We start from the raw sequence: 26916 nt of genomic DNA, 5'->3' as shown, positions 1-26916 counted from the left end.
CGGGCGGGCGGCGCGCCGAGAACGGGGTCAGTCCCCGCAGCAGCCTTCGGAATCGGCGGCACCGCCCGCGGGGCCGGGAACGGTGCGAACCTCGCGGGTCTGGATATTGCGGGCGGCCAGATCGGCGTCGGCCGGATAGTCGACGGCGATCAGCGACAGCCCGTGGGCCGGGGCCACGGTCACCGCGCTGGCGCGTTCGCGCTCGTTCAGCAGTCCGGCGATCCACTCGGGGGTACGGCGGCCCTCACCGACGGCCAGCACGCCGCCGACCAGACTGCGGACCATGGACCAGCAGAACGCGTCCGCGCTGACATAGGCGGTCAGCAGGTCGCCCTCGGCGACCCAGTCGAAGCGCTGCAGTTCGCGAATCGTGGTCGCGCCCTCACGCCGACGGCAGAAGGCCGCGAAATCGTGCAGGCCCAACAGGTTTCGGGAGGCCTCGCGCATGGCCTCGAGATCCGGGCCGGGACGGCAGGGCACCACGCCGCGGGCCTGCAGCGGCTCGGCGCCGTAGGGCGCGGTGGTCAGGCGGTAGGCGTAGTGCCGGCGGATCGCCGAGAAGCGGGCGTCGAAGTCCGGCGGCGCGATCCGGGCCTGCTTGACCCGCACGTCCTTGGGCAGGAAGCGGGCCAGCCGGTGCACCAGCTTGGGGCCGTCCACCTCGGTGTGGGTATCGAAGTGCGCGACTTGGCCTTCCGCGTGCACCCCGGCGTCGGTGCGCCCGGCCACGGTGAGCTGGATGGGTTCGCGCTGCACCTTGGACAGCGCGTCCTCCAGCACGCCCTGCACGGTGCGCAGGCCGGGCTGACGGGCCCAGCCGGTGAAATCGGTGCCGTCGTAACTGATGTCCAGCCGTACCCGAATCGAAATGGGTTCGGGCGTCGGATCCTCCACGGTCACAGCGATCTCCTGGTTAACATGGAGAAAGCCCGCCGACCCGGAGGGGACGGCGGGCTCACTCATGAATCCGATAGGGGCGGATTTACTCCGCGTCCTTGGCCTCTTCGGCGGCCGGGGCGTCAGCCACGGTCTCCTCAGCGGCAGCCTCTTCGGCCTTGGCCTCGGCCGGAGCCTCGGTGGCCTTGGAAGCGGCGACACGACGGGCACGATCGGCCTCGTTGGTCACGGTCTTCTCGCGGACCAGCTCGATGATCGCCATCGGAGCGTTGTCACCCTTGCGGGGGATGGTCTTGATGATGCGGGTGTAGCCGCCATCGCGACCCTCGAACGAGGGGCCGATGTCCGCGAACAGCGCGTGAACGATGTCCTTGGAGCGGATCACCTTCATCACCTCGCGACGGTCGGCAAGGGTGCCGCCCTTCGCCTTGGTGACGAGCTTCTCGGCATAGGGGCGCAGCGCCTTGGCCTTGGCCTCGGTGGTCGTGATGCGACCGTGCTCGAAGAGCGCCGTCGCCAGGTTGGCGAAGATCGCCTTCTGGTGCGACGCCGACCCGCCGAAGCGGGCACCCTTCTTGGGCTTGGGCATGTTGGAATCTCCTGTGTTGAAGGCCGATTCGGGGCGCTACACCCCGGATGGCCTAAAGCTGTTCGGTCTCGGCGTAGTCCTGCTCGCCGCTGTCGGTGTCGCTGAACGAGCCGCTGTCGCTCCAGGTACCGCTCGCCGCGTCGTAGCCGACGACGGAGGACGGATCGAAGGAAGCCGGGGAGTCCTTGAGGGACAGGCCGAGCGAGTGCAGCTTGACCTTGACCTCGTCGATGGACTTCTGACCGAAGTTGCGGATATCCAGCAGGTCCGACTCGGTGCGGGCGACCAGCTCGCCGACGGTGTGCACACCCTCACGCTTGAGGCAGTTGTACGACCGAACGGTGAGATCCAGGTCCTCGATCGGCAGGCCGAACGAGGCGATGTGGTCCGCCTCGGCCGGGCTCGGGCCGATCTCGATGCCCTCGGCCTCGATGTTCAGCTCGCGCGCGAGTCCGAACAGCTCGACCAGGGTCTTGCCCGCCGACGCCAGCGCATCCCGCGCGGAGATCGAGTTCTTGGTCTCGACATCCAGGATGAGCCGGTCGAAGTCGGTGCGCTGCTCGACACGGGTGGCCTCGACCTTGTACGTCACCTTGAGAACCGGCGAGTAGATCGAGTCAACCGGAATCCGGCCGATTTCCGCACCCGACGCCTTGTTCTGCACGGCCGGGACGTAGCCGCGACCGCGCTCGACAACGAGCTCGATCTCCAGCTTGCCCTTGTCGTTCAGGGTGGCGATGTGCATGTCCGGGTTGTGCACGGTCACGCCCGCCGGGGGGACGATGTCACCGGCGGTGACGGTGCCCGGGCCCTGCTTGCGCACGTACATGGTGACCGGCTCGTCCTCTTCGGACGACACGACCAGGCCCTTGAGGTTCAGGATGATGTCGGTGACATCTTCCTTCACGCCCGGGACGGTGGTGAACTCGTGCAGCACGCCGTCGATGCGGATGCTGGTGACCGCGGCACCCGGGATGCTCGAGAGCAGGGTGCGGCGCAGCGAGTTGCCGAGGGTGTAACCGAAACCCGGCTCCAGCGGTTCGATGGTGAACCGCGACCGGTTCTCGGACACGACCTCTTCGGTCAGCGTCGGTCGCTGTGAAATCAGCATTTCTTCCTCCTTCGGACGCCCACTATTTGACGCCCACTATGTGGGGAGCCGTTGTGGCCCTGAGAGTTTCAGGGCCACAACCAGCGGCACGCTTACGCGCACCTATTACTTCGAGTAGAACTCGACGATCAGCTGTTCCTGCAGCGGAACATCGATCTGCGCACGCTCGGGGAGCTGGTGCACCAGGATCCGCAGGCGGCCGGGAACGACCTGCAGCCAGCCCGGGATCGGGCGGTCGCCGACGGTCTCACGCGCCACCTGGAAGGGGTACATGGCCAGCGACTTCGCCTTGACATCGATGATGTCGTACTGCGAGACCTGGAAGCTCGGCACGTCGACCTTCACACCGTTGACGGTGAAGTGGCCGTGCGAGACCAGCTGGCGAGCGCCACGACGGGTACGGGCCAGACCGGCGCGGTACACGACGTTGTCCAGACGGGACTCGAGCAGACGCAGCAGGTTGTCGCCGGTCTTGCCCTTCTGGCGGTTCGCCTCTTCGTAGTACTTGCGGAACTGCTTCTCCATGACGCCGTACGAGAAGCGAGCCTTCTGCTTCTCCTGCAGCTGCATGAGGTACTCGGACTCCTTGATCCGCGCGCGGCCGTGCTGGCCGGGCGGGTAAGGACGACGCTCGAACGCCTGGTCGCCTCCGACGAGGTCGACACGCAGACGACGCGACTTGCGGGTAATGGGGCCTGTATAACGAGCCATTGTTCTGTACCTTTTCCTTCCCGCTTAGACGCGACGCCGCTTGGGCGGACGGCAGCCGTTGTGCGGCTGCGGGGTGACATCGGAGATCGTGCCGACCTCCAGGCCAGCGGCCTGGAGCGAACGGATCGCGGTCTCGCGGCCCGAACCCGGGCCCTTCACGAAGACGTCGACCTTCTTGACGCCGTTCTCCTGCGCCTTGCGGGCAGCGTTCTCGGCGGCGAGCTGAGCGGCGAACGGAGTCGACTTACGCGAGCCCTTGAAACCGACGTGGCCGGAGGACGCCCAGGAGATGACGTTGCCTTCGGGATCGGTGATCGACACGATCGTGTTGTTGAACGTGCTCTTGATGTGAGCGTGGCCGTGCGGGATGTTCTTCTTATCCCGGCGACGCGCTTTCTGAGTCTTCTTCGGGCCCGAGGCCCGGCTCTTCGGAGGCATGCGCTATCCCTACTTCTTCTTGCCGGCGACGGTCTTCTTCGGACCCTTGCGCGTGCGGGCGTTGGTCTTGGTCCGCTGGCCACGCACGGGCAGGCCACGGCGGTGGCGGATGCCCTGGTAGCAGCCGATCTCGATCTTGCGACGGATGTCGGCCTGCACCTCGCGGCGCAGGTCACCCTCGACCTTGAACTCCTGCGCTTCGATGAAGTCGCGGAGCTTGGTCAGGTCGTCGTCGCTGAGGTCCTTCGACCGCAGGTCCGGGCTGACGCCCGTCTCCGCGAGGATCTCCTTGGCGCGGGTACGGCCGATGCCGAAGATGTAGGTCAGCGCGATCTCCATGCGCTTTTCGCGCGGGAGGTCGACGCCCATCAGACGTGCCATGGTTGGCGTTTCCTTACTTTTGCGGAGGTCTGCTCCCTGGCCGTCCCCTCGTAAGTGGGGCCCCGGCCTCCGTACCGGGGGTAGGCCGCCATCCGTCCCCTGACGGGACTCGGCGACGGCGACTGGCGCTGGGAGTGCTTCTTATTGCCAATCCGAACTGCGTTCGGTGCTTGGCGGAGATCAGCCCTGACGCTGCTTGTGGCGCAGGTTCTCGCAGATCACCATGACCCGACCGTGACGGCGGATCACCTTGCACTTCTCGCAGATCGGCTTGACGGACGGCTGAACCTTCACGTCAGATCCAATCTGGGTTGGTGTTCACTGGCCGTGAACACAGTTTTTCCCCGGTCAGTTCGACCGGGGAAACCCGGGGCATATCGCCCCGGAAGTCTTGATGCGCTCCCGCGAGGAGCGACTCACTTGTAGCGGTAGACGATGCGGCCGCGGGTCAAGTCGTAGGGCGAGAGCTCCACGACGACGCGGTCCTCGGGCAGGATGCGGATGTAGTGCTGCCGCATCTTGCCGCTGATGTGGGCCAGAACCTTGTGCCCGTTCTCCAGCTCGATCCGGAACATCGCATTGGGCAACGGCTCGATAACCCGGCCCTCGACCTCGATGGCCCCTTCCTTCTTCGCCATATCCTCCGCGATCCCGGTTAGGCTGAACCTGGTTGGTTCAAGCTCATTACGGCAGGTCGGCCATGAGTTTCGCAGGCGCACCGATGGATTGCTGGTGCACTGTGGCCAACCCGGTGACATACTCACTGGAGGCGGCACGAAGACATGCCACAGCCACTATGTAAGTCACCAGCGACCTACTTTACCCGTCGCCCCAGATCCGGCCAAATACGGGTGCCGTGACGTGCCCCTCCCCGGTCGCGCGGGCCGCACCCCCACCGTGAGCGGCCGGTACACGCCGGGCACGCACTCGCCGGGAATCGCTAAACTACGCCGTGTCCTGCACGATAGATCGAGGCACCCGGGGGTAGATGTGAGTCGCGAGAACGACGGACTCCCGATGCTCCCGCCCTGGCTCTCCGAGAGCGACGTCACCGACACCGGATACGAAGCCCCCGTCGAGAACCTTCCCCAGGACGACCTCATCCCCGAGGAGAAGGGCGGCCGCCGCCTCTTCGGACGCCGCAAGCCCCGCAAGGACTCGCCCGCCGAACCCCTCCCCCGGACCCCCGCCCCCACGTCCGCACCGGCCCCCGAGTCGCGCACCCAGCAGCCGACTCCGCCCACCCCGATGCCGACCCGCGACCCCGGCACCCACTTCAACCTCCCCCAGAACGGCACACACCCCAACGGCGCCCAGCCGACCCCGCCGTCCTCCCACTCCGGCCGCCACCCCATCGGCCAGAACCCGGCCACCCAGCATCCGAACGGCCAGGCTCCCCAGCATCCGAACGGCCAGGCCCCTTCCAATCAGCCCCCCAACGGGCAGGCACCCCGTCCGAACGGCCAGGCACCTTTCACACAGCCGCCCGCCGCTCAGCCGCCGCAGCCGCCCCAGCCCAACAGCCAGGCACCATTCACGCAGCCGCCTGTCGGCCCGACGCCTCAGTCGCCGCAGCCCGACAGCCCGGCGCCCGTCGGCCAGGCCCCGCAGGCTCCCCAGCCCAATGGCCAATCGCCCTTCACGCGGCCGCCGGTCGCGCCCGAACCCGCTCCGCCCGGCCCTCCTTCGGGGCCGCTCACGCCGCCGCCGGTCCCGCAGTTCTCCGCGCCTCCAACGCCTCCCGTGGCAGCGCCGATCGGCGCTCAGCCCGCGGGCGCGTCCCTCGCGGGCACGCCGACCGTGGGTAATCCGGAGGCCGCCGCCCCCACCCGTCCCCCGGCGGATCCGACCACGCGGATGCCGCTGCCGCCGTCTCCGAGTGAAATGGCCGCGGCGGCAAGCGATCCCGTGGTTCGTGCCGCACGACCGCCGCTGCCGCCGGCTCCGGGTGAGCTCGCCGACGGCGACCAGGAGCCGACGCCGCCCGCGGTAAATCCGGCCGAGGTCACCACGAAGATGTCGCAGCCGCCGCTGCCGCCGGCTCCGGGAGATCTCGACGCGACCGGGTCCGGCATCATCGCGCCCGCCGATCCGACTACTCGCCGGCCGCTGCCGCCTGCCCCTGAATCGGGTGCCGACACAAGCGGACCGGAGCCCCTGCCGGCGCCGGGCACGCCGAAGCCGACCTCGGCCGATCGCCCGGGGTCCGGCAATGACGTTCCTCCCGTACCGAATACGACGGCCGCCGCGCACGAGCTGCTCGACGCGGAACTGGCGGAGCTCGATGCCGCTGCAGGGGAGGCCTCGGACCCGGAGGCGGATTTCGATCAGGCGATGACGCCGGGCCGCCATCGCGCGGCGGAGGTCACGCCGCCTGTCGACCCGCGCCTCGACATTCCGCCCGCGCCGCCCGGTCTTTCGGCGCCGACGTCGGGCCCGCTGCCGCAGGTCCCGGGTGGCCCGCAGCAGTCCGCCGACGCCGGTCAGCAGCTGCCACCGCCGCCGGGACCGTTCCCCGGCGTGCAGCACCTGCCGCCCGCTCCGGGACCCTTCCCCGGCGCGCAGGGCCTGCCGCCCGCTCCGGGACCCATCCCTGGCGCACAGGGGCTGCCGCCCGCCCCGAACTCCGGTGTTCCTCCGATGCCGCCTAACCAGGGATTCCCGGCGGGACCCGTTCCGCCGCAGTTGAATCCGTGGGCGAACGGCCCGCAGACCGAGGCCGGGCCGCATTCGAACGCTCCCATCGGACATGATTCCGACATTCCGGGTATGCCCTCGGGGTTCCCCGCCGGGCAGGGCGTATTGCCATCGGCGGCCGGGGCGCCGGACGGCCATCCCTCGATGCCCGGGCGACACCCCTCGGCGGGCGGTCCCGAACCGGCGGTGGCCGAGGACCCGGACGCGAATCCTTGGGCGAATGCGCCGCTCTCCGAAGCCGCGGCGGCCGGGTTGAGTGGTCGGCACCCGGTCAGCGCGCCGCAGCCCGATTCCGAGATGCCGACTCCGCCGCACGGTTTCCCGGCGGGTCCGTTCACGTCCCAGTCGGCTCCGCAGGGTCCCGATGGTGTTGGGGCTGACACGAACCCGTGGTCGAATCCCGCGACGTCCGAGGCTGCGGCCGCCAGATTCAACGGGCCGCAGGCCGACGGGATGATGCCGCCCGGCACGGGTATGCCGGGCGACGGCGCTCCCGCGCAGTCGCAGTGGGGTCCGGGGGCCGATGGACCGCAGGGTGGGCAGATGCCTTGGGCCGCACCCGGGCCGGAGCAGGGCTACCCGGGTGGGCCCGGCCCGTACGCAGCGCCTGGCGCTCCGGGGCAGCCCGGTCCCGGTTTCCCGGGACAGCCCGGCCCGGACGCGCCCGTCTGGGGTGATGTGAACGCGCAGCCGGGTGGCCACATGCCCGGGCAGTACGGGATGAGTTCCGTGCAGCCCGGATTCGGTGCGCCCGGTCAGTACGGCGCTCCGGCGCAGCCCGGTCCCCCGCAGGGCGCTCGGGGCCCGGCCGGGTTCGCCGGCGGTCCCGCGCCATCGCTGGATGATGTGCCGTTGCGCCGGGCGAAGAAGGCTCCGGGCTCCGGATGGCGGCGGGCTGTGCACCATATGTCCGGTGGCGCGATCAATCCCGGCATGTCGGCGGAGGAGCGCCGTTTGCAGGAGTTGGTGGCGCGGATCCGGCAGCCGGTGCGCGGGGACTATCGGATCGCGGTGCTGTCGTTGAAGGGCGGCGTCGGCAAGACGACGACCACGATGGGTCTGGGTTCTATCTTCTCGTCGATTCGCGGGGACCGGGTGATCGCGGTGGACGCGAACCCGGACTTCGGGACCCTGTCGCAGCGGGTGCCGTTGCAGACGCGGTCGACGGTGCGGGATCTGTTGCTGGACGACCACATTCAGCGGTATTCGGACGTGCGCCGGCATACCTCGCAGGGCAGCAGCCGGTTGGAGGTGCTGGCCAGTGAGCGGGATCCGGCGGCGTCGGAGGCGTTCAGCGAGGAGGAGTACCGCGCGGTGGCGCGGATCCTGCAGCGCTTCTACAACATCATCCTGACCGACTGCGGTACCGGTCTGATGCATTCGGCGATGGCGGGCGTGCTGGATCTGGCGCATTCGCTGGTGCTGATCTCGAGTTCGGCGATCGACGGCGCGCGCAGTGCGGCGGCGACGCTGGATTGGCTGTCGCTGCACGGTCACGACCATCTGGTCCGCAATGCGGTGGTGGTGATCAACCTGCCCCGCCCGGGCGCCCCGAATGTCGGGATCAATCAGTTGCGCGACTATTTCTTGTCGCGTTGCCGCGCGGTCCACATCATCCCGTACGACGCCCACCTGGGTGAGGGCGCGGAGATCGATCTGCATCGCCTGAGCAAGCCCGTCAAGCGCGCTTATGTGGAGCTGGCGGCCACGGTCGCCGATGATTTCGGCACCGACCACCGGCACTATCGGGGCTGAGCAGGGACCGGTTCCGAACCGGTTCGGCGGCAGGGCGTTCGACCCCGCGGTGACGGTGGCCGCGGGCGGGTGGCTGCGCATGACACGGCTTCCAACGGGTGCTAGTTTGTGGCTCGATCGCGCTGCCGCCCTGTCCGGCGAATTCCTCGCGGCCGACCCCGAGAACTCGGAGTACACCTGGATGCGTAATGTCCGCGGCCTGTCCGCCGCACCCTGCCCGCTCGCGCCGAGCCCGGCGGATCTCCGATGAAGGCGCTGTTGCCCGACGATCCGCGCTGGATCGGCCCGCACCACATGATCGCGGTGGTCGGCACGGGTGAGCTGGGCCGGGTGCTCCTGGGTCGGACGCCGACCGGAAAGCTCGTGGCGGTCAAGCTGATTCACGGCTCGCAGCCGGTAGACATGGAGTTCCGGGCTCGCCTGCAGCGGGAGCTGGAGACCGGCAAGCAACTGACCGGTTCCTGGTTCACGCCGGTGGTGGACAGTGACGCCGATGCCGAACGCCCGTGGCTGGCCACCGAATACCTGCCCGCGCCGGATCTGGCGACGGTGATCGCGGGCTGTGGCCCGCTGCCGGTGCCGGGTCTGCGCATGCTGGCGACGGGGCTGGCGTCCGCGCTGCTGGAGGTGCACCGCGCGGTGCTGGTGCACCGGAATCTGAAGCCCGGCAATGTGCTGCTGACCACCGAGGACCCGCGCCTGGTGGATTTCGGCATCACGCGCGCCCGCGAGGACGGTGCGGCCACCGCCGACGCTCCCGCGTATCTGGCGCCCGAGCAGGCCGAGGGCCAGCCGGTGACCTCGGCGGTCGACATCTACGCGGTGGGCATGCTGCTGGTGCTGGCCGCGACCGGATCCATGTCGGCGACACCGGATCTGCAGGCGGTTCCGCACGCGCTGCGCAAGCTGGTCGAGTCCTGCCTGTCGGCCGATCCGGCGCATCGCCCGTCGGCGCGGCAGCTGCTGGAGCAGGCGGAGCGCATTCCCGGGGAGTCGGCCTGGCCGCAGCCGGTGCTGGATTTCCTGGAGACGCATCGCACCGACGCCGAGTGGTGGGCCTCGAGTGGTGAGCAGGAGACCCGTTACCGGGATCAGCTGGCGCGCTTGGCGGATCGCCGCCGCCGCACCATCGGCTTGGCGGCCGCGGCCGTGACCGGCGTCGTGGTGGTGGGCGGCACGGTGATCGGCCTGGTTCGCGCCTCCGATACCGAGGGTCACGCGCAGGCGCGCACGGATTCGTCCCTGGATCTGACGGCCGCCGAGTTGCGACTGCTGGACACCTGCGCGGTCCTGGACAAGGCGCTGCCCGGCAAGCTGGGCACCCGCACCGGCGATCCGGAGGCCCAGCCCGGCGGCTGCGCCACCACGGTGCTCGATTCGTCGCAGCGAAAGGTCCACTACACCCTCGACATTCCCGATGCCGCGATCGGCGTGGACCAGTTGAAGCCGACCACGCGCACCGCGAGCTGGGGCACGATCCTCAGCGCGGGCGCGGCCGACAACAAGTGCGACACGGTCCTGGTCGCCAAGTCGGCCGGTGATGTCCCGCTGCGCATGTCGGCCGAGCAGCTGGATCCCGCGGCCCAGCCCGGTGCCGCCTGCACCGCCGCCGAGCAGGCGCTGGCGGCCGTGGCCGAGCACCTGACCGATGTGGTCCCGCAGCGGAAGGTCGCCGCGACGTCGGTCCTGCGCGTGGACCCGTGTTCCCTGCTGCAGGACAGCACGATTCACGACATCACCGGTGAGGTCACCGACCGTCAGCATTCGCCGCACGCGTGCGCGGTGGTCGGCCCCAATGGCTGGGTGCGCGTCGACCTGGTCGACCAGTCCCGCCCCGATCAGGGTGACTGGGCCTACGAGGCCGTGCAGACCGGCGACTACACCACCTATGTGATCGGCGCCCGCACCCCGAACGACTGCAATATCGCCTACCTGGTGCGCCCGACGGACAAGGGCAATGCCGAGCAGCTGAAGTTGCAGGTGTCGGATCAGTCGGCCACTCCGGACGCGTGCGGCAAGGCGGCGAAGCTCCTCGCCGACGCGGTCTCGAAGCTGCCGAAGTAGCCGCCCGCTACAGGTATTGGGCCTTGGCGAGCAGCGCGTACTGCGCGGCCGCGCGTTGCTGGGCGTCCAGGAGCTGGGCCCCTGCGACGCGCGCGACGTAGCGGTCGTAGTGCAGGGTGCAGACGTAGCGGTCGGTGGCGTTCCAGGCCTGGGAGTAGCTGGTGCGGTTGGGGCTGGGGTTCTCGGCGCAGGCCGCCCCAGGCACGCCGGGCGGTGCGTCGGTCGTGCCCTGGATGAGCCCGTTGATGCCGGTCCACAGGCTCGCCGCGCCTTTCGCGTCGCGGGCGCGGAACAGCAACGCGCCCTTGACGGTCGTGGCGGTCAGGTCGACGCCGTTGTCGTCGAGCAGCGGCTTCCACGGCGCTTGATTGTCGACGGTGTGCAGGTAGCCGCGGGATGTTCGCACGGCCTCGTCCTGCCCCGGTCGCGGATAGTCGGCGGGGTGCAGGGTCCGCCGCAGCATGCCTTCGGGGTCGTAGTCGAGGTAGAGGATCTCGCGTGCGGTCAGCGGGGGCGTCTTGTCGAGCAGCGGCAGCTGGGCGTCGATGATCTTGGTGGCCAGTGCTTTCAGGCCGTCGATCTCCGCCTCGGGCGTCCGGACCGCGATATTGATCGCGTACTGGCCGCGGGACACCGTCGCCGCCATGGAGGGAATGCCGGGCCGCCAGTGGGCTTTCGCGGCCGGGTACTTGTCCAGGCTCACCCGCACGTTGTCGGCGGCCGCGACGGCGAAGTCGGCGGACTCGATGCCGTCGGCGGCCGCCCGCGCCTGCTGTTCGTCGGGGAACTGCATCACGGTCACGTTGAGGGTGGTCGCGGTGGGATCGTTCTCCCAGCCTTCGAAGGGACTCGCGTTGCCCGAACTGTGGTCGATGTACAGGGTTTCGAGGCGGGCGTGGTCGCTGACGGTGGTCGAGTAGGCCAGCATCAGGTGATTGGCGTCGAGCACCGGCTTGGCGGCCTGTGCGATCGCGAAGCCGGTCTCGGGCCGGGCCAGCGCCGTGTAGCCGAAGCGCGGGTCGACGTCCGCGCCGCTCACCACGGCGTCGCCGAGCCGCGCGACGGCGATGGCGCTGCCGTCGCGGAACGAGTGATCGTAGGCAGTGCGGGAGTCCATGGGCGTGGTCGGGTAGTTGCCGATGGCCAGGGTGCGGATGTCGATCTCGCCGGCGGCGGGCGACCCGGAGACGGTGCCACCGCACCCGGCGAGCACCAGGCTGAAACCGGCAGCGGTAGCGGCGAATACGGCCCTACGCCGATTGATCTTGTACACGACTACCCCTATTTGTCGTTGGCGAGAATGGCGTACTGCGCCGAGATCCGCTGATACACGTCCTGCGGCTGCTGCGACCACGCCTCGGCCGCGTACCGCCCGTAGGCGACCATGCAGCGGTACGGGAACTGGAACACGACCGGCCCCTGGTACTTGACGCATCGGGCGTTGGGCAGCCCCTGCGGGGAGTCGATCCGATGCCAGGCGCGGCCAACGGATTCCACGCCGACGAACCCCTCGGCCGCGGCGGCGTCCCTGGTGCGGACCAGCCGACCGGCGCCGAATCCCATGAAGTCGACCCCGTACTTGTCGAAGAGGGCGCGCCCCTCGTTCGGGTCGTCCTCCCGGTGCAGCGCGGCGTCCCGGCTCAGGGTGCCCTGGAGCGCGAAGGCCGTCTGATCACCGTCGGGACGGATCAGGGTCAGCTTCAGAATGCCCTGGGGGTCGATCGGCAGGTTGGCGAGCTGGTCGACCGGAGTCGGCCGGAAGTCCTTCAGCCGTTCGACGGTCACGCCGATCGCCTTGTCCGACAACGCCAGCATGACGTTCGGGTCGGAGATCTTCAGCTCCACGTTCTCGTGGTGGTTGACCACGTCGCCGATCACGTACCGGCCGGTCGCGTACCAGGACGAGAGCGCCTGGAACTGCGGGATCCACACCACGCGCGCGCTCGGATACCCGGTCGACTGCAACGGATCCGGATTGGTGATGGTGTCGAAGCGCATCCCCGACAGCGCGATGGCCGCGGCGGTGGCGGCGGCGTCGCTCTCGAAGATCATCACCGAGTGCCGCAGCGTGTACCCGAGGTTCTTGGTGTCGGCGTTGGAGGCGGCCGCGGTCCCGAATCCGGCGACCAGTCCAGGGGTGGCGGCGGTGAAGGCGTCATTGTCGAAGGACGCGAAAGGTGAACTGTTGCCGAAGGCCTTCACGTCGATGAAGGTGTGCACCCCGCCCAGATTGTGGGTCAGCGCCGGATCGATCTGCTGCGGCAACGGCACGGCGTCCGCGAGGCGCAGGGCTTCCAGGTTGCGGCTCATGCGTGCCGGGTCCTTGGGGACCAGTTGCTGGGGTTTGGTGGCGTAGCTGCCGGTGTCCAGCTTGCCCAGGTCGACGGTTTCGGCGGCGGCCCCCGGGTCGGACCCGCATCCCCCGGTGACGAGTGCCGTAATCGCCAGTAGCGCAGCGGCTATCGCACGAACTCGTAGCTTGTCCACAACTCCCCTTGTGGTCGAACTCAATGATCGTGCCAACCGTATACGCGGAAACGCAAAGATGACGGTCCGGGCCGCCCTCGGGCCCGGACCGCGCATCGGTCTCGCTGTTTACCAGGCGGGCAGCCGGCGACGCCCGGCGAGAACATCTCGCACGAGATCGTCGTAGGCGTCCGACAATTCGGCTAAATGGTGCCAAGCGCCGTGCAGCATTTCATCATTGGCGTCAAGGGTCATCAACGCGTGATGCGCTCTCACTGATGCGTCCGCGAGCCGGTCGATGACCGATCCGACTGTTTCGGTGTGCAAGGTCGCACCCAGTCGATGCTGGGGAACCGAGCGCACGATCCAATCGTCTATGGCCATGACCAATTCGATTCGGCGACGCTTGTTTTCGATGATCGAGGTCGGATCGGTTTCCGGGCCGATACCGCCGCGCCCGACCACTCGCCGCTCGTGCAGTACCGCGAGATCATGGGCGAACCACAGCAGGGGTCCGCCGATGACCCGGTGACCGCGACAAGCGCGCAGGAGTAGGTCGGAGGTCGGCAATAGGCCGGAAGCCAGTGGCTGCGCCTCCAAGTCCACATAGGAACAGGAGACGTCGGGCAATGCCACAACGACCGTGTTTGATGTCTCCGAACCTGCCACGTTGCCTCGCGTTCGACGTATAACAACACCGCATTCAGGACGTTCATTACAATAAACCTCAGAATGCTCCTGTCAAGCCTTACACGGCAGTAGAACTACCGGAGTAGACTTCCAACCCTTGAAGCAACAACCGAGGAGCGAGATGGCGGACGGTCCGAGATACCAACGGATCGCAGACCTCCTCCGCGAGGAGATCCGCGCCGGCAAGTGGGAACCGGGCGATCGACTACCGAGTCACAATGAGTTGGCCGATCAGATGCAGGTCTCGATTACGACGGCTCGCAATGCGATTCAACTCCTGGTTGCCGAGAATTTGATCTATACAGCGACTTCCCGGGGCACCATCGTGCGCAGCCAGGAGGTCCTGGAATCCGTTGTGACCAACCACATCCGACCTGATCGGCCGCGTGCGGCCCACGACATCTTCTCGGAGATCGCGCGCGCGGCCGGTCGCGAGCCGTCCAAACAGTTCAGCGCGAGAATGGAACCGGCCAGCCAGGAGGTGGCGCACTGGCTGGGCGTGGCGCGCGACGAATGGGTCGTTTCGCGAACTATCATGCAGTATCTGGACAACGAACCGTGGTCATGGGAGGTCAGCTTCTATCCGCGAGATCTGGCCGAGGCCACCGGAATCGACGCACCGCACGATATCCCCGAGGGGACGACGCGGCGCCTCGCCGACCGCGGTTACGCCGAGACGGCGCACCGCGACACGGTCGTTTCCCGTCCCGCCACGGCCGAGGAAGCGGCCTTATTGGGCGTCGGTCCAGGCACCATTCTTCTCGATCATTTACGCATCGGGGCCAATCATGATCGCGTCACCCGAGTGACCCGTCATCGTTCCACTGCGGCCCGCAACCGATTGGCATACGAATTGGGCGATGACGAAGGAACGGACATTATTCGTAAAACTCTGGGCGCGCCATTTCCGACCGGTAATTCTCATTCCTTCGGTAATTCCCTGCTACCCGGTTCGCCATGAAACCGCACCTGCGTCGGGCCCGCGTCGCGGATCTGGGGACCATCACCCGGTTCCGGTTGCAGCGCACCAGCTGGCTGGCGGCGCGCGGCAGTGACCAGTGGACGCGGGCCGGACGTGGTCTCCCCATCGAGACCTTCGTCCGGTCCGTGGCCCACGCGGTCCGGCGCGGTGAGACCTGGATAGCGGAGGTGGACGGCGAACCCGCCGGGACCATCACCGTCAACGACCGCGCCGACGAGAACCTCTGGTCCCCCGGCGAATTGGCCGACGCCGTGATCGTCCACTACATGATCGTCGATCTACGCTTCGCCGGAATCCGCGTCGGCGAGGCGCTGCTCGCGCACGCCGCGCTCCTGGCCCGCCGCCAGCACCGCGGCTGGGTCCGCCTGGACGCCTGGACCACCAATCAGGGCCTGCACGCCTACTACCGCCGCGCCGGCTTCCGCCTCGCGCGCATCGCGGGCCCCGAGGCGACCGGCCCCTCCCGTGCCCTCTTCGAACGCCCGACCTCGGCCTGGTCCCACGACCTGGTCCGCCCGACCCTCACCCTGGCCGCCGGCGAAACCACCCGTTTCACCATCGATCCCGCCTCGGCCCCCACCTGGACCCTCACCCAACACCCCTTCATCCGCCCCCACCCGGGCGTGACCGCCGAGCCGGGCTCGGCGGCCACCACCTGAGCTACAGCGCGGGCAGGTCGGCGATCTGGATCATCTCGTCGCCGCGGGAGCGGGACCAGAGGATGCCGCGGCCGGGGGGCAGGCGCATGGGGCGGATGTCGCCGATGAGCTTGCCCTCGTCGCGGGAGCCGCTCATGAGCAGCGCGGGGACGGACAGGTTCTTCATCGAGCCGAGCACCTGGTCGTAGAGGGCTCGGGAGATGCCGCCCATATTGCGGGATATGACCACGTGCAGGCCGATGTCACGGGCCTGTGGGAGCAGTTCGATCAACGCGCCCAACGGGTTTCCGCCCGCCACCACCATGTCGTAGTCGTCGACCACGACATAGATCTCGGGGCCGGTCCACCAGTCCCGGTCGCGCAGCTGCTGCGGGGTGATGTCGGAGCCGGGGATGCGCTTGGACAGGTAGTTGACGACTTCCTTGATCATGCCGCCGCAGGTCTGCGAGGAGGTGGAGTACCCGGCGAGCTGGTCGCCCTCCAAGACCCCGAGCAGGGTGCGGCGGTAGTCGATGAGGATGACGCGCGCGGTGTCGGCATTGGAGCTCTCGGCGATGCCGCGAATGATGTTGCGCAGCACCGTGGTCTTGCCGGACTCGACCTCGGAGAACACCATGAAGTGCGGGTCGGAGGCGAAGTCCAGCACGATCGGCTGCAGCTCGGATTCGCCGACGCCGATGACCACCTTGGTCGGGCCCTGCTGGATCCCGTGGCGGCGAGCCAGTTCCAGGATCTGCTCGCGGGGCACGTTACCAGGCAGGGTGCGGACCTCGGGCGCGCGGCGCTCGCCCCAGATGGCTTGCATCTCGGTGCGCGCGGCGGCCACGCCCTCGGCCAGGTTCTGGGCGTTGGTGTCGGAGTCCAGGCGCGGCATGGCGATGAGCATGTGCAGCTGGTCGGAGGTGAGACCGCGGCCGGGCCGGTTGAGCGGCACGTTGACCGCGACCCGGCGGCCCATCTCGGAGTCCGAGGGGTCACCCAGTCGCAGTTCGATGCGGGTGCCGATCATGTCCTTGACCGAGGCCCGGATCTCGCCCCACCGGTTGGCGCCCAGGATCACGTGGATGCCGTACGAAAGGCCCTGTGCGGCAAGCTGTCCGACCAGCGGCTCCAGGCTGTCGAATTCCTCGCGGACGACCTGCCAGTTGTCGATGACCAGGAACACGTCGCCGAAGCGGTCGCCCAGCACCGGGTCGTCGGACTGCGGCGCGTTCTGCGCGGCGTGCTTGCGCCGCCGGAATTCGGCCATGGATTCGATGCCCAGCCCGGCGAAGCGCTCCTCGCGTTCGCGCAGCAGGGTGGTGAGCTCGGCGATGGTGCGCCGCACCCGGTCGGAGTCGAGCTTGCCCGCGACCGAACCGACGTGCGGCAGCCCGACCAGACCGGCCATGGAGCCACCACCGAAGTCGAGGCAGTAGAACTGCACCTGTTCGGGCGTGTGGGTGGCCGCCGCGGACATGATGATGGTGCGCAGCGTGGTCGACTTGCCGGACTGCGGACCGCCGACGACGGCCACATTGCCCTGTGCGCCCGCGAGATTGATGGTGAGCACGTCGCGGCGCTGCTCGTAGGGCTTGTCGATGATGCCGATCGGCATCCACAGCTGCCCGTGCCGGTTGACCGGCGAACGCCAGTCCGGATCCGGCAGCAGCATGTCCACGGTCGGCGATTCCTCGAGCGGCGGCAGCCACACCTCGTGGGCGGGCCGGCCGTGCCCGGTCAGGCGTTTCACGACGGTCTGCAGCAGGCTGTCGGGCAGGCCCTCGTCGCCCGACGGCGGCGGGGGCGGCAGCAGGTCGAGCGGATCGAACGGGTTCTCCGGTTCGGGCCGCTCGAGGATCTCGACCATGGCGGCGGTGAATTCGCGCGGCGGCGCCTCGACGACGGTGGTGCCGTCGGCGGCCTGGCGGGCCGAACGGGGCGCGACGTAGGGCCCGGACACGTAGGTCGCGTTGAACCGCAACGGATCCGACGCGTCGCTCTTGAGGTAACCGGAACCCGGGATACCGGGCAGGTGGTAGGCGTCGGTGATGCCGAGCACGGCGCGCGACTCGTTGGCCGAGAAGGTTCGCAGACCGATGCGGTACGACAGATGCGAGTCCAGACCCCGCATCTTGTTCTCCTCGAGCCGCTGCGAGGCGAGCAGCAGGTGCACGTGCAGCGACCGGCCCAATCGGCCGATCATGACGAACAGATCCGCGAAATCCGGCTTCTGCGAGAGCAATTCGGAGAACTCGTCGATGACCACGAACAGCGCGGGCAGCGGGTCCAGCGGCACCCCGGCCGCGCGCGCCTTCTCGTACTCGACGACATTGGCGAAGTTGCCCGCCGAGCGCAGCAGTTCCTGACGCCGGTTCATCTCACCGGCGAGCGCGTCGCGCATACGGTCGACGAGCTCGAGCTCTTCCTCGAGGTTTGTGATGACCGCCGCCACGTGCGGCAGCGGGTCCATGCCGAGGAAGGTCGCACCACCCTTGAAGTCGACCAGGATCAGGTTGAGCTGGTCCGGCGAGTGCGTGGTGACCATCGAAAGAATCAGCGTGCGAAGGAATTCCGACTTACCGGAACCCGTCGCGCCGATGCACAGGCCGTGCGGGCCCATGCCGTTCTCGGCGGATTCCTTGATGTCGATCTCGACCGGCGTCCCGTCGGGGGTGATGCCGATCGGCACGCGTAGTCGTTCGCGCCCGGCGCGCGGCCGCCACACCTTGGCGGGGTCGATCTGCGCCGCGTCCGGGATCTTGAGCAGGTTCATCAGGCCCGGGTCGCTGGCGGTGGTGTTGTCGCCGAGGCTGACGATCTGCGCCGCGGTGGCGATCCGGAAGCGGGCCAGGCTGCGCGCGAAGGACTCGACCTCGGCCAGCGTCACGGTGTCGGCGTTGGCGAACTTCTCGGTGCCCGCCGCGCTCTTGGCGAACACCTCGCCGCCGGTGGCGACGAGCTGCAGTCCGCGGCGCGCGGCGAGGCTGTTCTCGGCGGCGCTCAGGTCGATGACGGTGACCGCGTCCAGACCGGATTCGCTGATCAGACGCTCACTGCCGCTGACGTACCCGTCGTCGATGATGACGACCAGGTGCAGCCGCCCCTGGGTGGGCTGCGGGTTGCGCATGAACCGGCCGCGCTCGAGCAGGTCGTCGGCGAGCGCGGTCTCCAGCTCGCCGAGCGAGCCGTAGATCATGCGGGACGCGCCCATGCCGTCGCGTTCACTCGAATGCTGGATGTGCGGCAGCCATTTCGCCCACGCCCAGGCCTCACAGTCGGGTTCGGCGGTGACGATGGCGACGGCGACGTGGTCGGGGCCGTGGAACGCGGTGAGCTCCATGAGCATCGACCACACCAGCCCACGCGCGTCCTCGACCAGGCCCTCCACATTGATGGCCGGGAAGGCGCGCAGCGACACCGCGGTCGGCAGGTGGTGCACCACGGAATGCGTTCGCACGAAACGACGCAACGCCACGGTGGACACCGGCTCCAGGTCCTCGAGCGGTCCGGTCTCCGGCCGCGCCAGCTTGGCGGCGAGCCGGTGGGTGCCGATGCCGACCCGCACGTGCCCGAAGTCCGGGTCGGCGGGCCGCCGCTCCCACATGCGCCGCGAGCCCACGATCGAGGGCAGGTCGGCCGGTTCGGGGTGGCTCCAGATCAGCGTCTCGAGCTGCTTCTGCCCGGTGCGCCGGACTTCGCGGCGGGTCTGGTCGAGGTAGCGGAAGTAGTCCTTGCGTTCCTCGTTCAGTTCCGAGGAGCTCTTGCTGCTGCCGCGCTGACCCATGAGCATGCCGGCCATCGACATGATCATCATCATCGGCATCATCATCATGTACGGGTTGGACAGCATGGAGCGGCCCATGAGGCTCATCATGGCGAGCATGCCGATCATGGCGACCACCATGACGACCGGCATCAGCTTGGCCATCAGGGGCGCGGCGACCGGCCGCGGGATCTCCGGCGGCGCGGTCAGCGCCATCTCCCCGCCGGGCGCGCGGGGTGGCGCGATGCGGGGTCGGCGCACGAAACCTTCGGTAGCCATGGCTGTATCTCCGGTCGTCTAATCGAGGTCGGGCAGCTCGTCGTCGCTGCTGCGGCGGCGGAACGGAATCGACACGGCGAGACCGATTCCCAGCGCGGACAGGCAGACGATGGTGCCGACGGTGGCCACCAGCCGCGGCAGGCGCGGCGGGCCGGCGGGTTGCACGGGCTTGGGGAAGGCGTGGGACTGGTCGGCGTCGGCGTGGATCGGCAGCTCGGGCGTCTCGGCGGTGAGCACGGCCGCCGGGAACACGGTGGTGAGCGCGGCGACCGGGTCGATGAGACCCGCGCCGATGCGATCGTCGCGGCCGGTGCCGGGCTGGTGTGCGGTCAGCATGATCTGGTTCATGACCTGCCGCGCGGTCCAGTCCGGGTTCTTGGCCCGCACCAGCGCCGCCAGGCCCGCCACATACGGTGCGGCGAAACTGGTTCCGTTGAGCGCCTTCTGGCCCGAGTCGACGCCGGTGGCGTTGACCAGTCCGGTCCCGCCCGGCTTGTTGTCGAGGGAGACGATATTGGTGCCGATGGCCGCGACCCCCACCCACGGGCCGTAGAGCGAGAAGCTCGACGGGCTGCCGTTGGGGTCGATCGAGGCGACCGGGAGCACGTACTTGTCGAACCAGGCCGGGCTGGCGATGGTCTTGACCTTGCTCCAGCTGGTGCGGCTGTCGGTGTAGGTGTCGTTCTGGGTTCCGCAGCCGCTGTTCTGGTCCACGTTGCCCGCGGCCACCACCACGACCACGTTCTGCTCGAAGGCGAAGCGCACCGCGTCGCCGAGTACCGCGTCGGCGGTGTCGCCGCCCGCGGCGGTGCAGGCGTCCTCGGAGATATTGATGACGGTGGCGCCCATGTTCACCGCGCGCACCACGGCCGCGGCGAGGGTCTGCATATTGCCGTAGCCGGACTTGCTCATGCTGCCGGGCGTTTCCCCGCCCGCCGAGTCCTTGGCCTTGTAGGCGTCGCTGAGCTGGCGGATGGACAGGATCTCCGCGTCCGGCGCGACACCCACGAAGGCGTCGTCCGGGCTGGGCTGCGCGCCGATGATGCCGGCCACCAAGGTGCCGTGTCCGTCGCAGTCCTCGCTGGTGCCGTCTCCTTCGGCGACGTAATCGCCACCGCCCTGGAGGTTCGCCAGCCGGGGGTGCCGGTTGACGCCGGTGTCGATGACCGCGACCTTCTGGCCCGCGCCCTTGCGGTTCGGGCCGGGATTGGCCCGCCACACCGCAGGCAGGTCGAGCACCTTCTGCGCGACGGGTTCGTCGCGCGGCGCGTCGCCCTTGAGCGACTGTTCCACGCAGACGGCGTTCTTCTGCGTCGGCACCGGTGGCGCGGGTTTACCCGCCAGCCCCTGCGCCTCCCCCAGATGGGACAGGTCGGGATTGGGCTGACTGACAGCCGCATTCGCGACCGGGGCCTGCGGCCCCAGCAGCGCACCGCCGAGAATCGCTGCCGCACACAGTGTTCGCGCCCAGTTTCCGGGACGCGCGATCATATGTTCCGGGCCGTCGAGTAGACATCCATGATCCACAGCACCAACGGGACGATCGAGCAGATCAAGCCGTACTCGAAGATCTCGTTGAAGCGCCGGGTGACCGGGGTGACCTCGACGTGCGGACCGATGACGCCGAATCCGATGGCGCCCACCGCGAAGGCCAGCAGCAGTCCGGCCGAGAGCAACGGCATGCCGTCATCGGCGACCGCCAGCAGCACCGCCAGCCCGATGAAGGTGACGCAGCCGCTGACGATCAGGGTGGCGGCCTGGGTGAGATCGGCGAACGAGCGTCCGCGCAGGCAGAGGATGATCGAGACGACCACGGCGAGCGCGATGCCCTGCCAGCGGTCGGAGTTCAGTGGATCGGCCGTGCCCAGCGCACCGGCGACGGCGCCGATGGCGCTGCCGACCACGATGCCGGTCTGGAACTGGTTGGCCGTGCGGGCGCGCTGCCCGAGTCCGTGCGCGGACGGCAGCACGGTGGCGCCGATCGCGCCGATGCCTTCGATGGTGGGGCGGGGTTCGTGGTCGGCCGGGTCGATGGCCGCGCCGGCGGTGGGCACCGGCGGCACGGGTAGTCGGGCCAGCATGGCGGCCAGTCGCGGCACCATCGACAGCACGACGATCGACGCGACCAGAACGCCCGCAGCCACTTTCGGCACTCCGGCGTCCCAGATCATGCGCACGGCGGCGCCGAGTCCGGACAGCAGCACCACGGTCACGACCGCGGACACCACCGCTGCGCCGGCCCCGATGATGCGGTAGCCGACGACGGCGAGCAGCAGGGTCGCGGACGCGCCGAGCATGAGGTGCGGACTGCCGAGCGAACCGGGCACGGCCAGCGCCGCGCCGCCGAAGGCGAGCAGCAGCATGCACAGCGTGAGCACGGTGGCGGTCAGCTCGTCAGCGTACTTGCGCATGGCGATCGCGCCGGCGACCAGTGCTCCGATCGCGCCGAGCAGCAGCAGCGGCGGCGCGACGAACTTGTCGCCGTCCGCACGCGACAACAGCGCCAGCAGCACCGCGAACAGCACCGCCGACACTCCGGCCACCAGACCGGTCCAGCGGGCCGCGGTCGGCGACCAGCTGCGGAACTCCTCGGCCGTGAGTCTCGACACAGCGTCGATCACGTCGTCGAACAGCGCGGGCGCTTCCTTGGCGGAAACCGCTCGCAGCACCAGCAATTCGCCGTCGTAGATCTCGGCGTCATTGAGGGTCTGGCTGGGCGCGATCATGTCGCGGCCCAATTTGGCCAGTGTCCAATGCTGCGATTGGAGTGGCGTGCCACCCTCATCGCCGCCGATCGGATCGGGATTGCGGGATTCGATGAGACGCACCAGATCACCGATGAACGCGGCGATCGGCACGTTGGCCGGCAGACCGACGTCGAGCTGGGTATTCCCCCCGATGACGGACACTCGGCACAATTCGGGTTCAGCCGCCCGCGGGCCGCTGATCGACTGTGCTGTCACTTGCTGAACTGCTCCCCTATAGCTCTCAACAGTTGCCCGCCCAGGGCGGTTAACCATAATGTATCCGACTGTCCCCAGGCGTGCGATTCGCGCGGTGTGGGTGGGGAAAGTGAACGAAAGACCAACCAGGTTCGACGAATTCGGGGTTCGACTAGGATGATCGACACTCGCCAGGCCCAACGCGCCTTCGACGCGGGAGTGCTGTCCTTGGGGTTGAGCATCGAGGGCCAGGAATCGAACCGGGACCTCGACTACGCGAAACTGGCGTTCCAGCGCGCCACCGAGTGGGACCCCACCATGGCCGACGCCTGGCTGGGCCGGGCCGCCGCCGGTGAGGTCACCACGGATGTTCTGAGCAACCTGTACAAGTGCAGCACCGTCTCGCTAGGACGGGAACAGCGCCGGTTGGGCCTGCCGCCACGGACGCTTGCCGGACGTTTCCTGCCGGGCCTCTACATCGACTATCCGCTGGCGAGTTTCACCGAAACCCACCTGGCGTGGGCGGCGCACCTGATCGCGGAGAAGCAGTACGACGAGGCCGAACAGGTCCTCGACGAACTCGAGAAGCACCGCCGGGCGCGGGCCTCGGAACCGGACTTCGAAATCGACGGCCGGATCGCGAAATACGTGCGCGGCATCCTGCACTACAACGCCCAGCGCTGGCCGGACGTGATGACCGTCCTCAATGGCTCCGACAGCTGGGAGGACCCGTATCTGGCCGCCGGCGCGCATGTGATGGTCGGTACGGCCTGCGCGCAGCTGGGCCTGTTCGGTGAGGCGATCCGCCGCATGGAGGCCGCCGAGGCGGGCCCGATTCCGGCGGCCCGCACCGCGGCCATGTTCTGCCGCGGCCTGTGCCTGCGCGAGAACGGCGCGGCCGAGGAGGCGCAGGCGCTGTTCGAGAAGGTGTATTCGCAGGCACCGGATTTCGACGCCAACACCGCGGCCATGCGCGACCGCACCTACCGGATCACGCTCACCTCGAAGGAGGTGATCGAGGCCCGCACCGACCGCTGGGATCCGGCGTCGGCGCCCTCGCTGGAGGAGAAGCAGGCCGCCGAGCACGAGGACCGGGCCAAGGAGATCCTGGCCCAGGCGCGCGCCGAGCTGGACAAGCAGATCGGCCTGGCGGCGGTGAAAACGCAGGTGGCCAAGTTGCAGTCGAGTGCGCAGCTGGCGAAGATCCGGGCGGAGAAGGGGCTTTCGAGCTCCGCGCGCGGCCAGCACCTGGCCTTCACCGGTCCGCCGGGAACCGGTAAGACCACCATTGCGCGCGTGGTCGCCAAGATCTATTGCGGCCTGGGCATTCTCAAGACCGACAAGGTGGTCGAGACCAAGCGCTCCGACTTCGTCGGCCAGCACCTGGGTTCCACCGCCATCAAGACCGACGCCCTGATCGACACCGCCATGGACGGCGTGCTGTTCATCGACGAGGCGTACACCCTGATCCAGACCGGGCTCTCCGGCGGTGACGCGTTCGGCCGCGAGGCCGTCGACACCCTGCTGGCCCGTATGGAGAACGACCGCGACCGCCTGGTGGTGATCATCGCCGGATACGACGGCGAGATCGACCGCTTCCTGGCCGCCAACGACGGTCTGGCGTCCCGCTTCGCCAAGCGGCTCCAGTTCCCGTCCTACACCGCCGAGGAACTCGGCGCGATCGGTGAAGTCGTTGCTTCCAAACGGGATTCGGACCTGTCCGAGGACGCGCTGGCCGCGCTGATCACCACCTGTCAGAAGCTCTACACGATGGAGAGCACCGATCAGAGCGGGCAACCGCGCCGCGGGGTCGACGTGGCCGGCAACGGTCGCTTCATCCGCAACCTGATCGAGGCGGCCGAGGAGGAACGCGAGTTCCGCTTGGCCAACGACGAATCCATCGATCTGAGCGCCGTGGACGAATCGGTGCTCATGCGCATCGAGGGTCCCGACATGAAGGCCGCGTTGAGCACCCTGCTCACCTCGCTGAATCTGGCGTCGGCCGCCGACTGAGGGGCAACTGAACTGTGAACGACTTTCCGCGGGGAGCGGGCGGCTATCAGCCGGGCGGAAATGGTGGGAGCGAGCGGCAGGGCCGTCCACCCCAGGGGTATGGCGATCCGGGGCAGTCGTACGGCCCCGGTCAGGCATACGGTGATCCCGGCCAGGCGCCCGGTCATCCTGGGCAGGCCGGTCATCCCGGCCAAGGGCACGGTAATCCTGGCCAACCGCAGGGCGCGCCCGGCCACTCACCCAGTGGGGGAAGCGGTTTCGGGCGCGAGTTCGATGACTTCCTGAATCGCACCTCGAATGTCGCGGCGCCGCCACGGCCGGTGCCGCCGCCCGCTCCGGCTCCGCAGCCGCAGGCCCCTCAGGCCCCACCGGCCGCGCCGCAATCGTCGGGATCCCAGCCGGACCGCTCGGGCACTCCGGAGCCCGAGGCCCGGTCTCGAAGGCGGCGCACGCCGCGGCCCGACCCGACGGCTGCCGCGAATGCCGTTGCCTCCGAGCTACGTTCGGACGATCTGTGGCTGCTGCGGAATCTGCCGCTGCGCCTGGTGATTCCGGCCGCGCTGTTGGGCGTCGTGCTCTCCCTGGTCGCGGTGGCGTTGAAGGCCCCGTGGTGGGGTGCGCTCCCAGCCGGTCTGATTCCCGCGCTGATCCTGTTGATCCCGGTGGGCGGCGTCCCGATCGGTCTGCGGCTGGGCCGGTGGGCGACCTACCGCTGGCAGCAGGCCCGCCGCGCGAATCTCGACGAGAACGCCGCGGTCGACGTCCCGCTCCCCGACGGCGGCAGCTGCGGTCTGCGCTGGGACGGCACCCTGCTGACCACCATGCTCCGCATCGACCCGCCGCCGGACACACTGACTCTGCTGCGCCGCGGCTCGCTGAGTACCGATCAGCTGCTGCCGCTCAACGAGATCGCGGCCTGCCTGCGCCAATACGATGTCGAGCTGCATTCGGTGGACGTCATCAGCACCGGCACCCGCACCGCCAGCACCGAGGCGGTGATCTCCGGCTACGCGGCCAGCATCGCCCCGCTGGGCCGTCTCTACGACGAGATCCTGGGCCCGTTGCCCGCCATCGCGCACCGCACCATGTGGCTGGTGCTGCGCCTGAACCCGCTCGACAATGCCAAGGCGGTCGACAATCGCGGCGGCGGCCCCGAGGGCGCGCTCCGTTCGGCCCTGGTCGCCACCCGCCGAGTCGCGAACCGCCTGGCCGGGCACGGCATCACGGCCTCGGTCCTGACCACCTCCGAAATGTCCACCGCCCTGCGCGAACTCACCCGCGGCATCCCCGTCGCCGAGTTCACCGAGCACCCGGACAACCTGGAGCACAACGGCATTCACCTGACCAGCTACCAGATCGATCCGCAGCTGTTCAACTCCGACGGCCTGGCCAAGATCTGGGCGGTCCGCAGCCTCGCCACCACCGTCACCGTCCGCCTGCAGCCGGTCCCCGAGCCCGGCGCCAAGCCCGGCCAGCCCGCCGCCATCGTCGAGGTGGACGCCCGAGTCCGCTACGACACCCCCTACGAGCACGGCGAACCCCCCGTGGCGGGCCTGAAGGAACTCCCCCGCCGCCAACTCTGGGCCCTCATGGACATCCTGTCCTACGGCACCCAGGAGATCCGCCCCTCCGGCTACCGCGGCCCGGTCGATGTCCTCACCGACATCACCATGCCCACCGCCGGCTGCGGCCAGCTCATCGGCGCCGACGCCACCGGCAGCGGCATCGCCGTCCCCCTCATCGGCGACGGCTCCCGCCGCATCGACATCATCGCCAGCCTCCAACTGGCCCAACAGGTCATCATCCGCGCCATCGCCCTCGGCGCCGGCGCGGTAGTCCACACCGCCCGCCCCTGGGCCTGGCAGGGCATGGTCACCAATGTCGCCGCCCCCCACGCCCTCTCCCTGGCCTCCTCGGTAACCCACAGCTCCCGAGGCACAGCCGTCACGGGCCGCCTCGCCAGCCCAGCCGCCACAGTCATCGTCTTCGACGGCGTCCCCACCACAGCTCCCCCGGGCTCGGCCACCGTCGTCACCATCCACGAAGCGATCCCCGCCGACTACCAGCCAGACGCCGACGTGACGATCGTCCAACACCCGGACGCACCGCACACGATCTCGGTCCACACGCCGGCCACCATGACCACCGCCATGATGGTCACCACCCCGGCGGAACAGCACTACCTGAGTGGAGCTGCGGCCCGGCGCTGATCACCGGTCGCGCCGGCCGGTTCGGTCGGCGCGACACTCGGCATTGTGGACGTCTCAGTCGGCGCTGCACACAGTTCGCGAAGGCTGCCGGTTCGTGGGCCTAGCGGACGCGGACACGCACCCAATCGATCGCGGATCCATCGTCCCAGTAGAAGCCCCAGGCGGACCACCCGATGACGGCGGCACACAGCGCGATGATCGACAGCAATGCCCATGCATCCCAAGCCATTACGACCTCCCACATGTTTCGAGCCGATCGACGGCGACCGGTGTCGCCCGATGGCGAA

Annotated in this window: 21 protein-coding genes; 6 read left to right on the top strand and 15 right to left on the bottom strand. The window is 68.8% G+C overall.

Annotation, left to right across the window (positions count from 1 at the left end; translation table 11 throughout):
* Positions 1–27: 27 nt before the first annotated feature.
* From truA to infA, 8 genes are all read right to left on the bottom strand, one after another.
* Positions 28–963: a tRNA pseudouridine(38-40) synthase TruA gene (gene truA / locus ACQP06_RS04855; protein ID WP_433670744.1), complete on the bottom strand. Its 936-nt coding sequence runs from the start codon at positions 961–963 to the stop codon at positions 28–30.
* Between the two features lie 19 nt (positions 964–982).
* On the bottom strand, positions 983–1486 hold the full coding sequence (rplQ, locus tag ACQP06_RS04850; protein ID WP_433670742.1) for a 50S ribosomal protein L17: 504 nt from the start codon (positions 1484–1486) through the stop codon (positions 983–985).
* 52 nt (positions 1487–1538) lie between these two features.
* Positions 1539–2597 carry a DNA-directed RNA polymerase subunit alpha gene (locus ACQP06_RS04845; protein ID WP_033085978.1) on the bottom strand — a complete coding sequence of 353 codons (1059 nt, stop codon included), beginning with the start codon at positions 2595–2597 and terminating at the stop codon, positions 1539–1541.
* A gap of 105 nt (positions 2598–2702) precedes the next feature.
* Positions 2703–3308 carry a 30S ribosomal protein S4 gene (gene rpsD / locus ACQP06_RS04840; RefSeq protein ID WP_357088930.1) on the bottom strand — a complete coding sequence of 202 codons (606 nt, stop codon included), beginning with the start codon at positions 3306–3308 and terminating at the stop codon, positions 2703–2705.
* Positions 3309–3332: 24 nt separating this feature from the next.
* Positions 3333–3746, bottom strand: a complete 414-nt coding sequence (gene rpsK, locus ACQP06_RS04835) for a 30S ribosomal protein S11 (RefSeq protein ID WP_213557959.1) — start codon at positions 3744–3746, stop codon at positions 3333–3335.
* Between the two features lie 9 nt (positions 3747–3755).
* Positions 3756–4127: a 30S ribosomal protein S13 gene (rpsM, locus tag ACQP06_RS04830; RefSeq protein WP_213557960.1), complete on the bottom strand. Its 372-nt coding sequence runs from the start codon at positions 4125–4127 to the stop codon at positions 3756–3758.
* Between the two features lie 180 nt (positions 4128–4307).
* A complete protein-coding gene (gene rpmJ, locus ACQP06_RS04825) occupies positions 4308–4421 on the bottom strand; it encodes a 50S ribosomal protein L36 (RefSeq protein ID WP_033085975.1) in 114 nt (37 codons plus the stop codon).
* 122 nt (positions 4422–4543) lie between these two features.
* Positions 4544–4765 (bottom strand): translation initiation factor IF-1, encoded by a 222-nt coding sequence (infA, locus tag ACQP06_RS04820; protein ID WP_040804562.1) that lies wholly within the window; start codon positions 4763–4765, stop codon positions 4544–4546.
* 2203 nt (positions 4766–6968) lie between these two features.
* Here infA and ACQP06_RS04815 point away from each other — a divergent pair.
* Together ACQP06_RS04815 and ACQP06_RS04810 are read left to right on the top strand one after the other, a co-directional pair.
* Positions 6969–8579, top strand: a complete 1611-nt coding sequence (locus tag ACQP06_RS04815; RefSeq protein WP_433673237.1) for an AAA family ATPase — start codon at positions 6969–6971, stop codon at positions 8577–8579.
* Between the two features lie 246 nt (positions 8580–8825).
* On the top strand, positions 8826–10643 hold the full coding sequence (locus ACQP06_RS04810; RefSeq protein WP_433670740.1) for a serine/threonine-protein kinase: 1818 nt from the start codon (positions 8826–8828) through the stop codon (positions 10641–10643).
* A 7-nt stretch (positions 10644–10650) separates the two neighbouring features.
* Here the strand turns inward: ACQP06_RS04810 and ACQP06_RS04805 are convergent, their stop codons facing one another.
* From ACQP06_RS04805 to ACQP06_RS04795, 3 genes are all read right to left on the bottom strand, one after another.
* Positions 10651–11916 carry a DUF7373 family lipoprotein gene (locus tag ACQP06_RS04805; RefSeq protein WP_433670738.1) on the bottom strand — a complete coding sequence of 422 codons (1266 nt, stop codon included), beginning with the start codon at positions 11914–11916 and terminating at the stop codon, positions 10651–10653.
* 8 nt (positions 11917–11924) lie between these two features.
* Positions 11925–13130, bottom strand: a complete 1206-nt coding sequence (locus tag ACQP06_RS04800) for a DUF7373 family lipoprotein (RefSeq protein WP_433670736.1) — start codon at positions 13128–13130, stop codon at positions 11925–11927.
* A gap of 108 nt (positions 13131–13238) precedes the next feature.
* A complete protein-coding gene (locus tag ACQP06_RS04795; protein ID WP_357088942.1) occupies positions 13239–13745 on the bottom strand; it encodes a DUF4254 domain-containing protein in 507 nt (168 codons plus the stop codon).
* 151 nt (positions 13746–13896) lie between these two features.
* Here ACQP06_RS04795 and ACQP06_RS04790 point away from each other — a divergent pair, with 151 nt between their 5' ends.
* Positions 13897–14760, top strand: coding sequence for a GntR family transcriptional regulator (locus ACQP06_RS04790; RefSeq protein ID WP_404204761.1), 864 nt, complete (start codon positions 13897–13899; stop codon positions 14758–14760).
* Positions 14757–15440: a GNAT family N-acetyltransferase gene (locus ACQP06_RS04785; RefSeq protein ID WP_433670734.1), complete on the top strand. Its 684-nt coding sequence runs from the start codon at positions 14757–14759 to the stop codon at positions 15438–15440. Before ACQP06_RS04790 ends, ACQP06_RS04785 begins: the two co-directional genes overlap by 4 nt.
* A 1-nt stretch (position 15441) precedes the next feature.
* Here ACQP06_RS04785 and eccCa read toward each other — a convergent pair whose 3' ends face one another.
* The 3 genes from eccCa to eccD are packed head-to-tail and all read right to left on the bottom strand — an operon-like array spanning position 15442 to position 22373.
* Complete coding sequence (gene eccCa / locus ACQP06_RS04780; RefSeq protein WP_433670732.1) at positions 15442–19464, bottom strand: type VII secretion protein EccCa; 4023 nt, start codon at positions 19462–19464, stop codon at positions 15442–15444.
* Positions 19465–19482: 18 nt separating this feature from the next.
* Positions 19483–20955 carry a type VII secretion-associated serine protease mycosin gene (mycP, locus tag ACQP06_RS04775; protein WP_357088951.1) on the bottom strand — a complete coding sequence of 491 codons (1473 nt, stop codon included), beginning with the start codon at positions 20953–20955 and terminating at the stop codon, positions 19483–19485.
* Positions 20952–22373 (bottom strand): type VII secretion integral membrane protein EccD, encoded by a 1422-nt coding sequence (gene eccD / locus ACQP06_RS04770; RefSeq protein ID WP_433670729.1) that lies wholly within the window; start codon positions 22371–22373, stop codon positions 20952–20954. Before eccD ends, mycP begins: the two co-directional genes overlap by 4 nt.
* A 210-nt stretch (positions 22374–22583) precedes the next feature.
* Between eccD and eccA the strand changes: the two genes are divergently transcribed.
* Both eccA and eccE read left to right on the top strand, forming a co-directional pair.
* On the top strand, positions 22584–24419 hold the full coding sequence (eccA, locus tag ACQP06_RS04765; protein WP_433670727.1) for a type VII secretion AAA-ATPase EccA: 1836 nt from the start codon (positions 22584–22586) through the stop codon (positions 24417–24419).
* Between the two features lie 14 nt (positions 24420–24433).
* On the top strand, positions 24434–26629 hold the full coding sequence (gene eccE / locus ACQP06_RS04760) for a type VII secretion protein EccE (protein ID WP_433670726.1): 2196 nt from the start codon (positions 24434–24436) through the stop codon (positions 26627–26629).
* 100 nt (positions 26630–26729) lie between these two features.
* On the opposite strand, the gene ACQP06_RS04755 is transcribed toward eccE, so the two are convergent.
* Positions 26730–26858, bottom strand: coding sequence for a hypothetical protein (locus ACQP06_RS04755; protein WP_433670724.1), 129 nt, complete (start codon positions 26856–26858; stop codon positions 26730–26732).
* Positions 26859–26916 lie beyond the last annotated feature (58 nt).

This window comes from Nocardia sp. CA-136227, from assembly GCF_050955695.1.
GTDB lineage: Bacteria > Actinomycetota > Actinomycetes > Mycobacteriales > Mycobacteriaceae > Nocardia.
This window is presented reverse-complemented; position numbering and strand designations above follow the sequence as displayed.

Bases quoted from the DNA above. Each gene is read 5' to 3' on its own strand.
- truA (WP_433670744.1), bottom strand. From the start codon at position 963: ATGAGTGAGCCCGCCGTCCCCTCCGGGTCGGCGGGCTTTCTCCATGTT.
- rplQ (WP_433670742.1), bottom strand. From the start codon at position 1,486: ATGCCCAAGCCCAAGAAGGGTGCCCGCTTCGGCGGGTCGGCGTCGCAC.
- ACQP06_RS04845 (WP_033085978.1), bottom strand. From the start codon at position 2,597: ATGCTGATTTCACAGCGACCGACGCTGACCGAAGAGGTCGTGTCCGAG.
- rpsD (WP_357088930.1), bottom strand. From the start codon at position 3,308: ATGGCTCGTTATACAGGCCCCATTACCCGCAAGTCGCGTCGTCTGCGT.
- rpsK (WP_213557959.1), bottom strand. From the start codon at position 3,746: ATGCCTCCGAAGAGCCGGGCCTCGGGCCCGAAGAAGACTCAGAAAGCG.
- rpsM (WP_213557960.1), bottom strand. From the start codon at position 4,127: ATGGCACGTCTGATGGGCGTCGACCTCCCGCGCGAAAAGCGCATGGAG.
- infA (WP_040804562.1), bottom strand. From the start codon at position 4,765: ATGGCGAAGAAGGAAGGGGCCATCGAGGTCGAGGGCCGGGTTATCGAG.
- ACQP06_RS04815 (WP_433673237.1), top strand. From the start codon at position 6,969: ATGCCCGGGCGACACCCCTCGGCGGGCGGTCCCGAACCGGCGGTGGCC.
- ACQP06_RS04810 (WP_433670740.1), top strand. From the start codon at position 8,826: ATGAAGGCGCTGTTGCCCGACGATCCGCGCTGGATCGGCCCGCACCAC.
- ACQP06_RS04785 (WP_433670734.1), top strand. From the start codon at position 14,757: ATGAAACCGCACCTGCGTCGGGCCCGCGTCGCGGATCTGGGGACCATC.
- eccCa (WP_433670732.1), bottom strand. From the start codon at position 19,464: ATGGCTACCGAAGGTTTCGTGCGCCGACCCCGCATCGCGCCACCCCGC.
- mycP (WP_357088951.1), bottom strand. From the start codon at position 20,955: ATGATCGCGCGTCCCGGAAACTGGGCGCGAACACTGTGTGCGGCAGCG.
- eccA (WP_433670727.1), top strand. From the start codon at position 22,584: ATGATCGACACTCGCCAGGCCCAACGCGCCTTCGACGCGGGAGTGCTG.
- ACQP06_RS04755 (WP_433670724.1), bottom strand. From the start codon at position 26,858: ATGGCTTGGGATGCATGGGCATTGCTGTCGATCATCGCGCTGTGTGCC.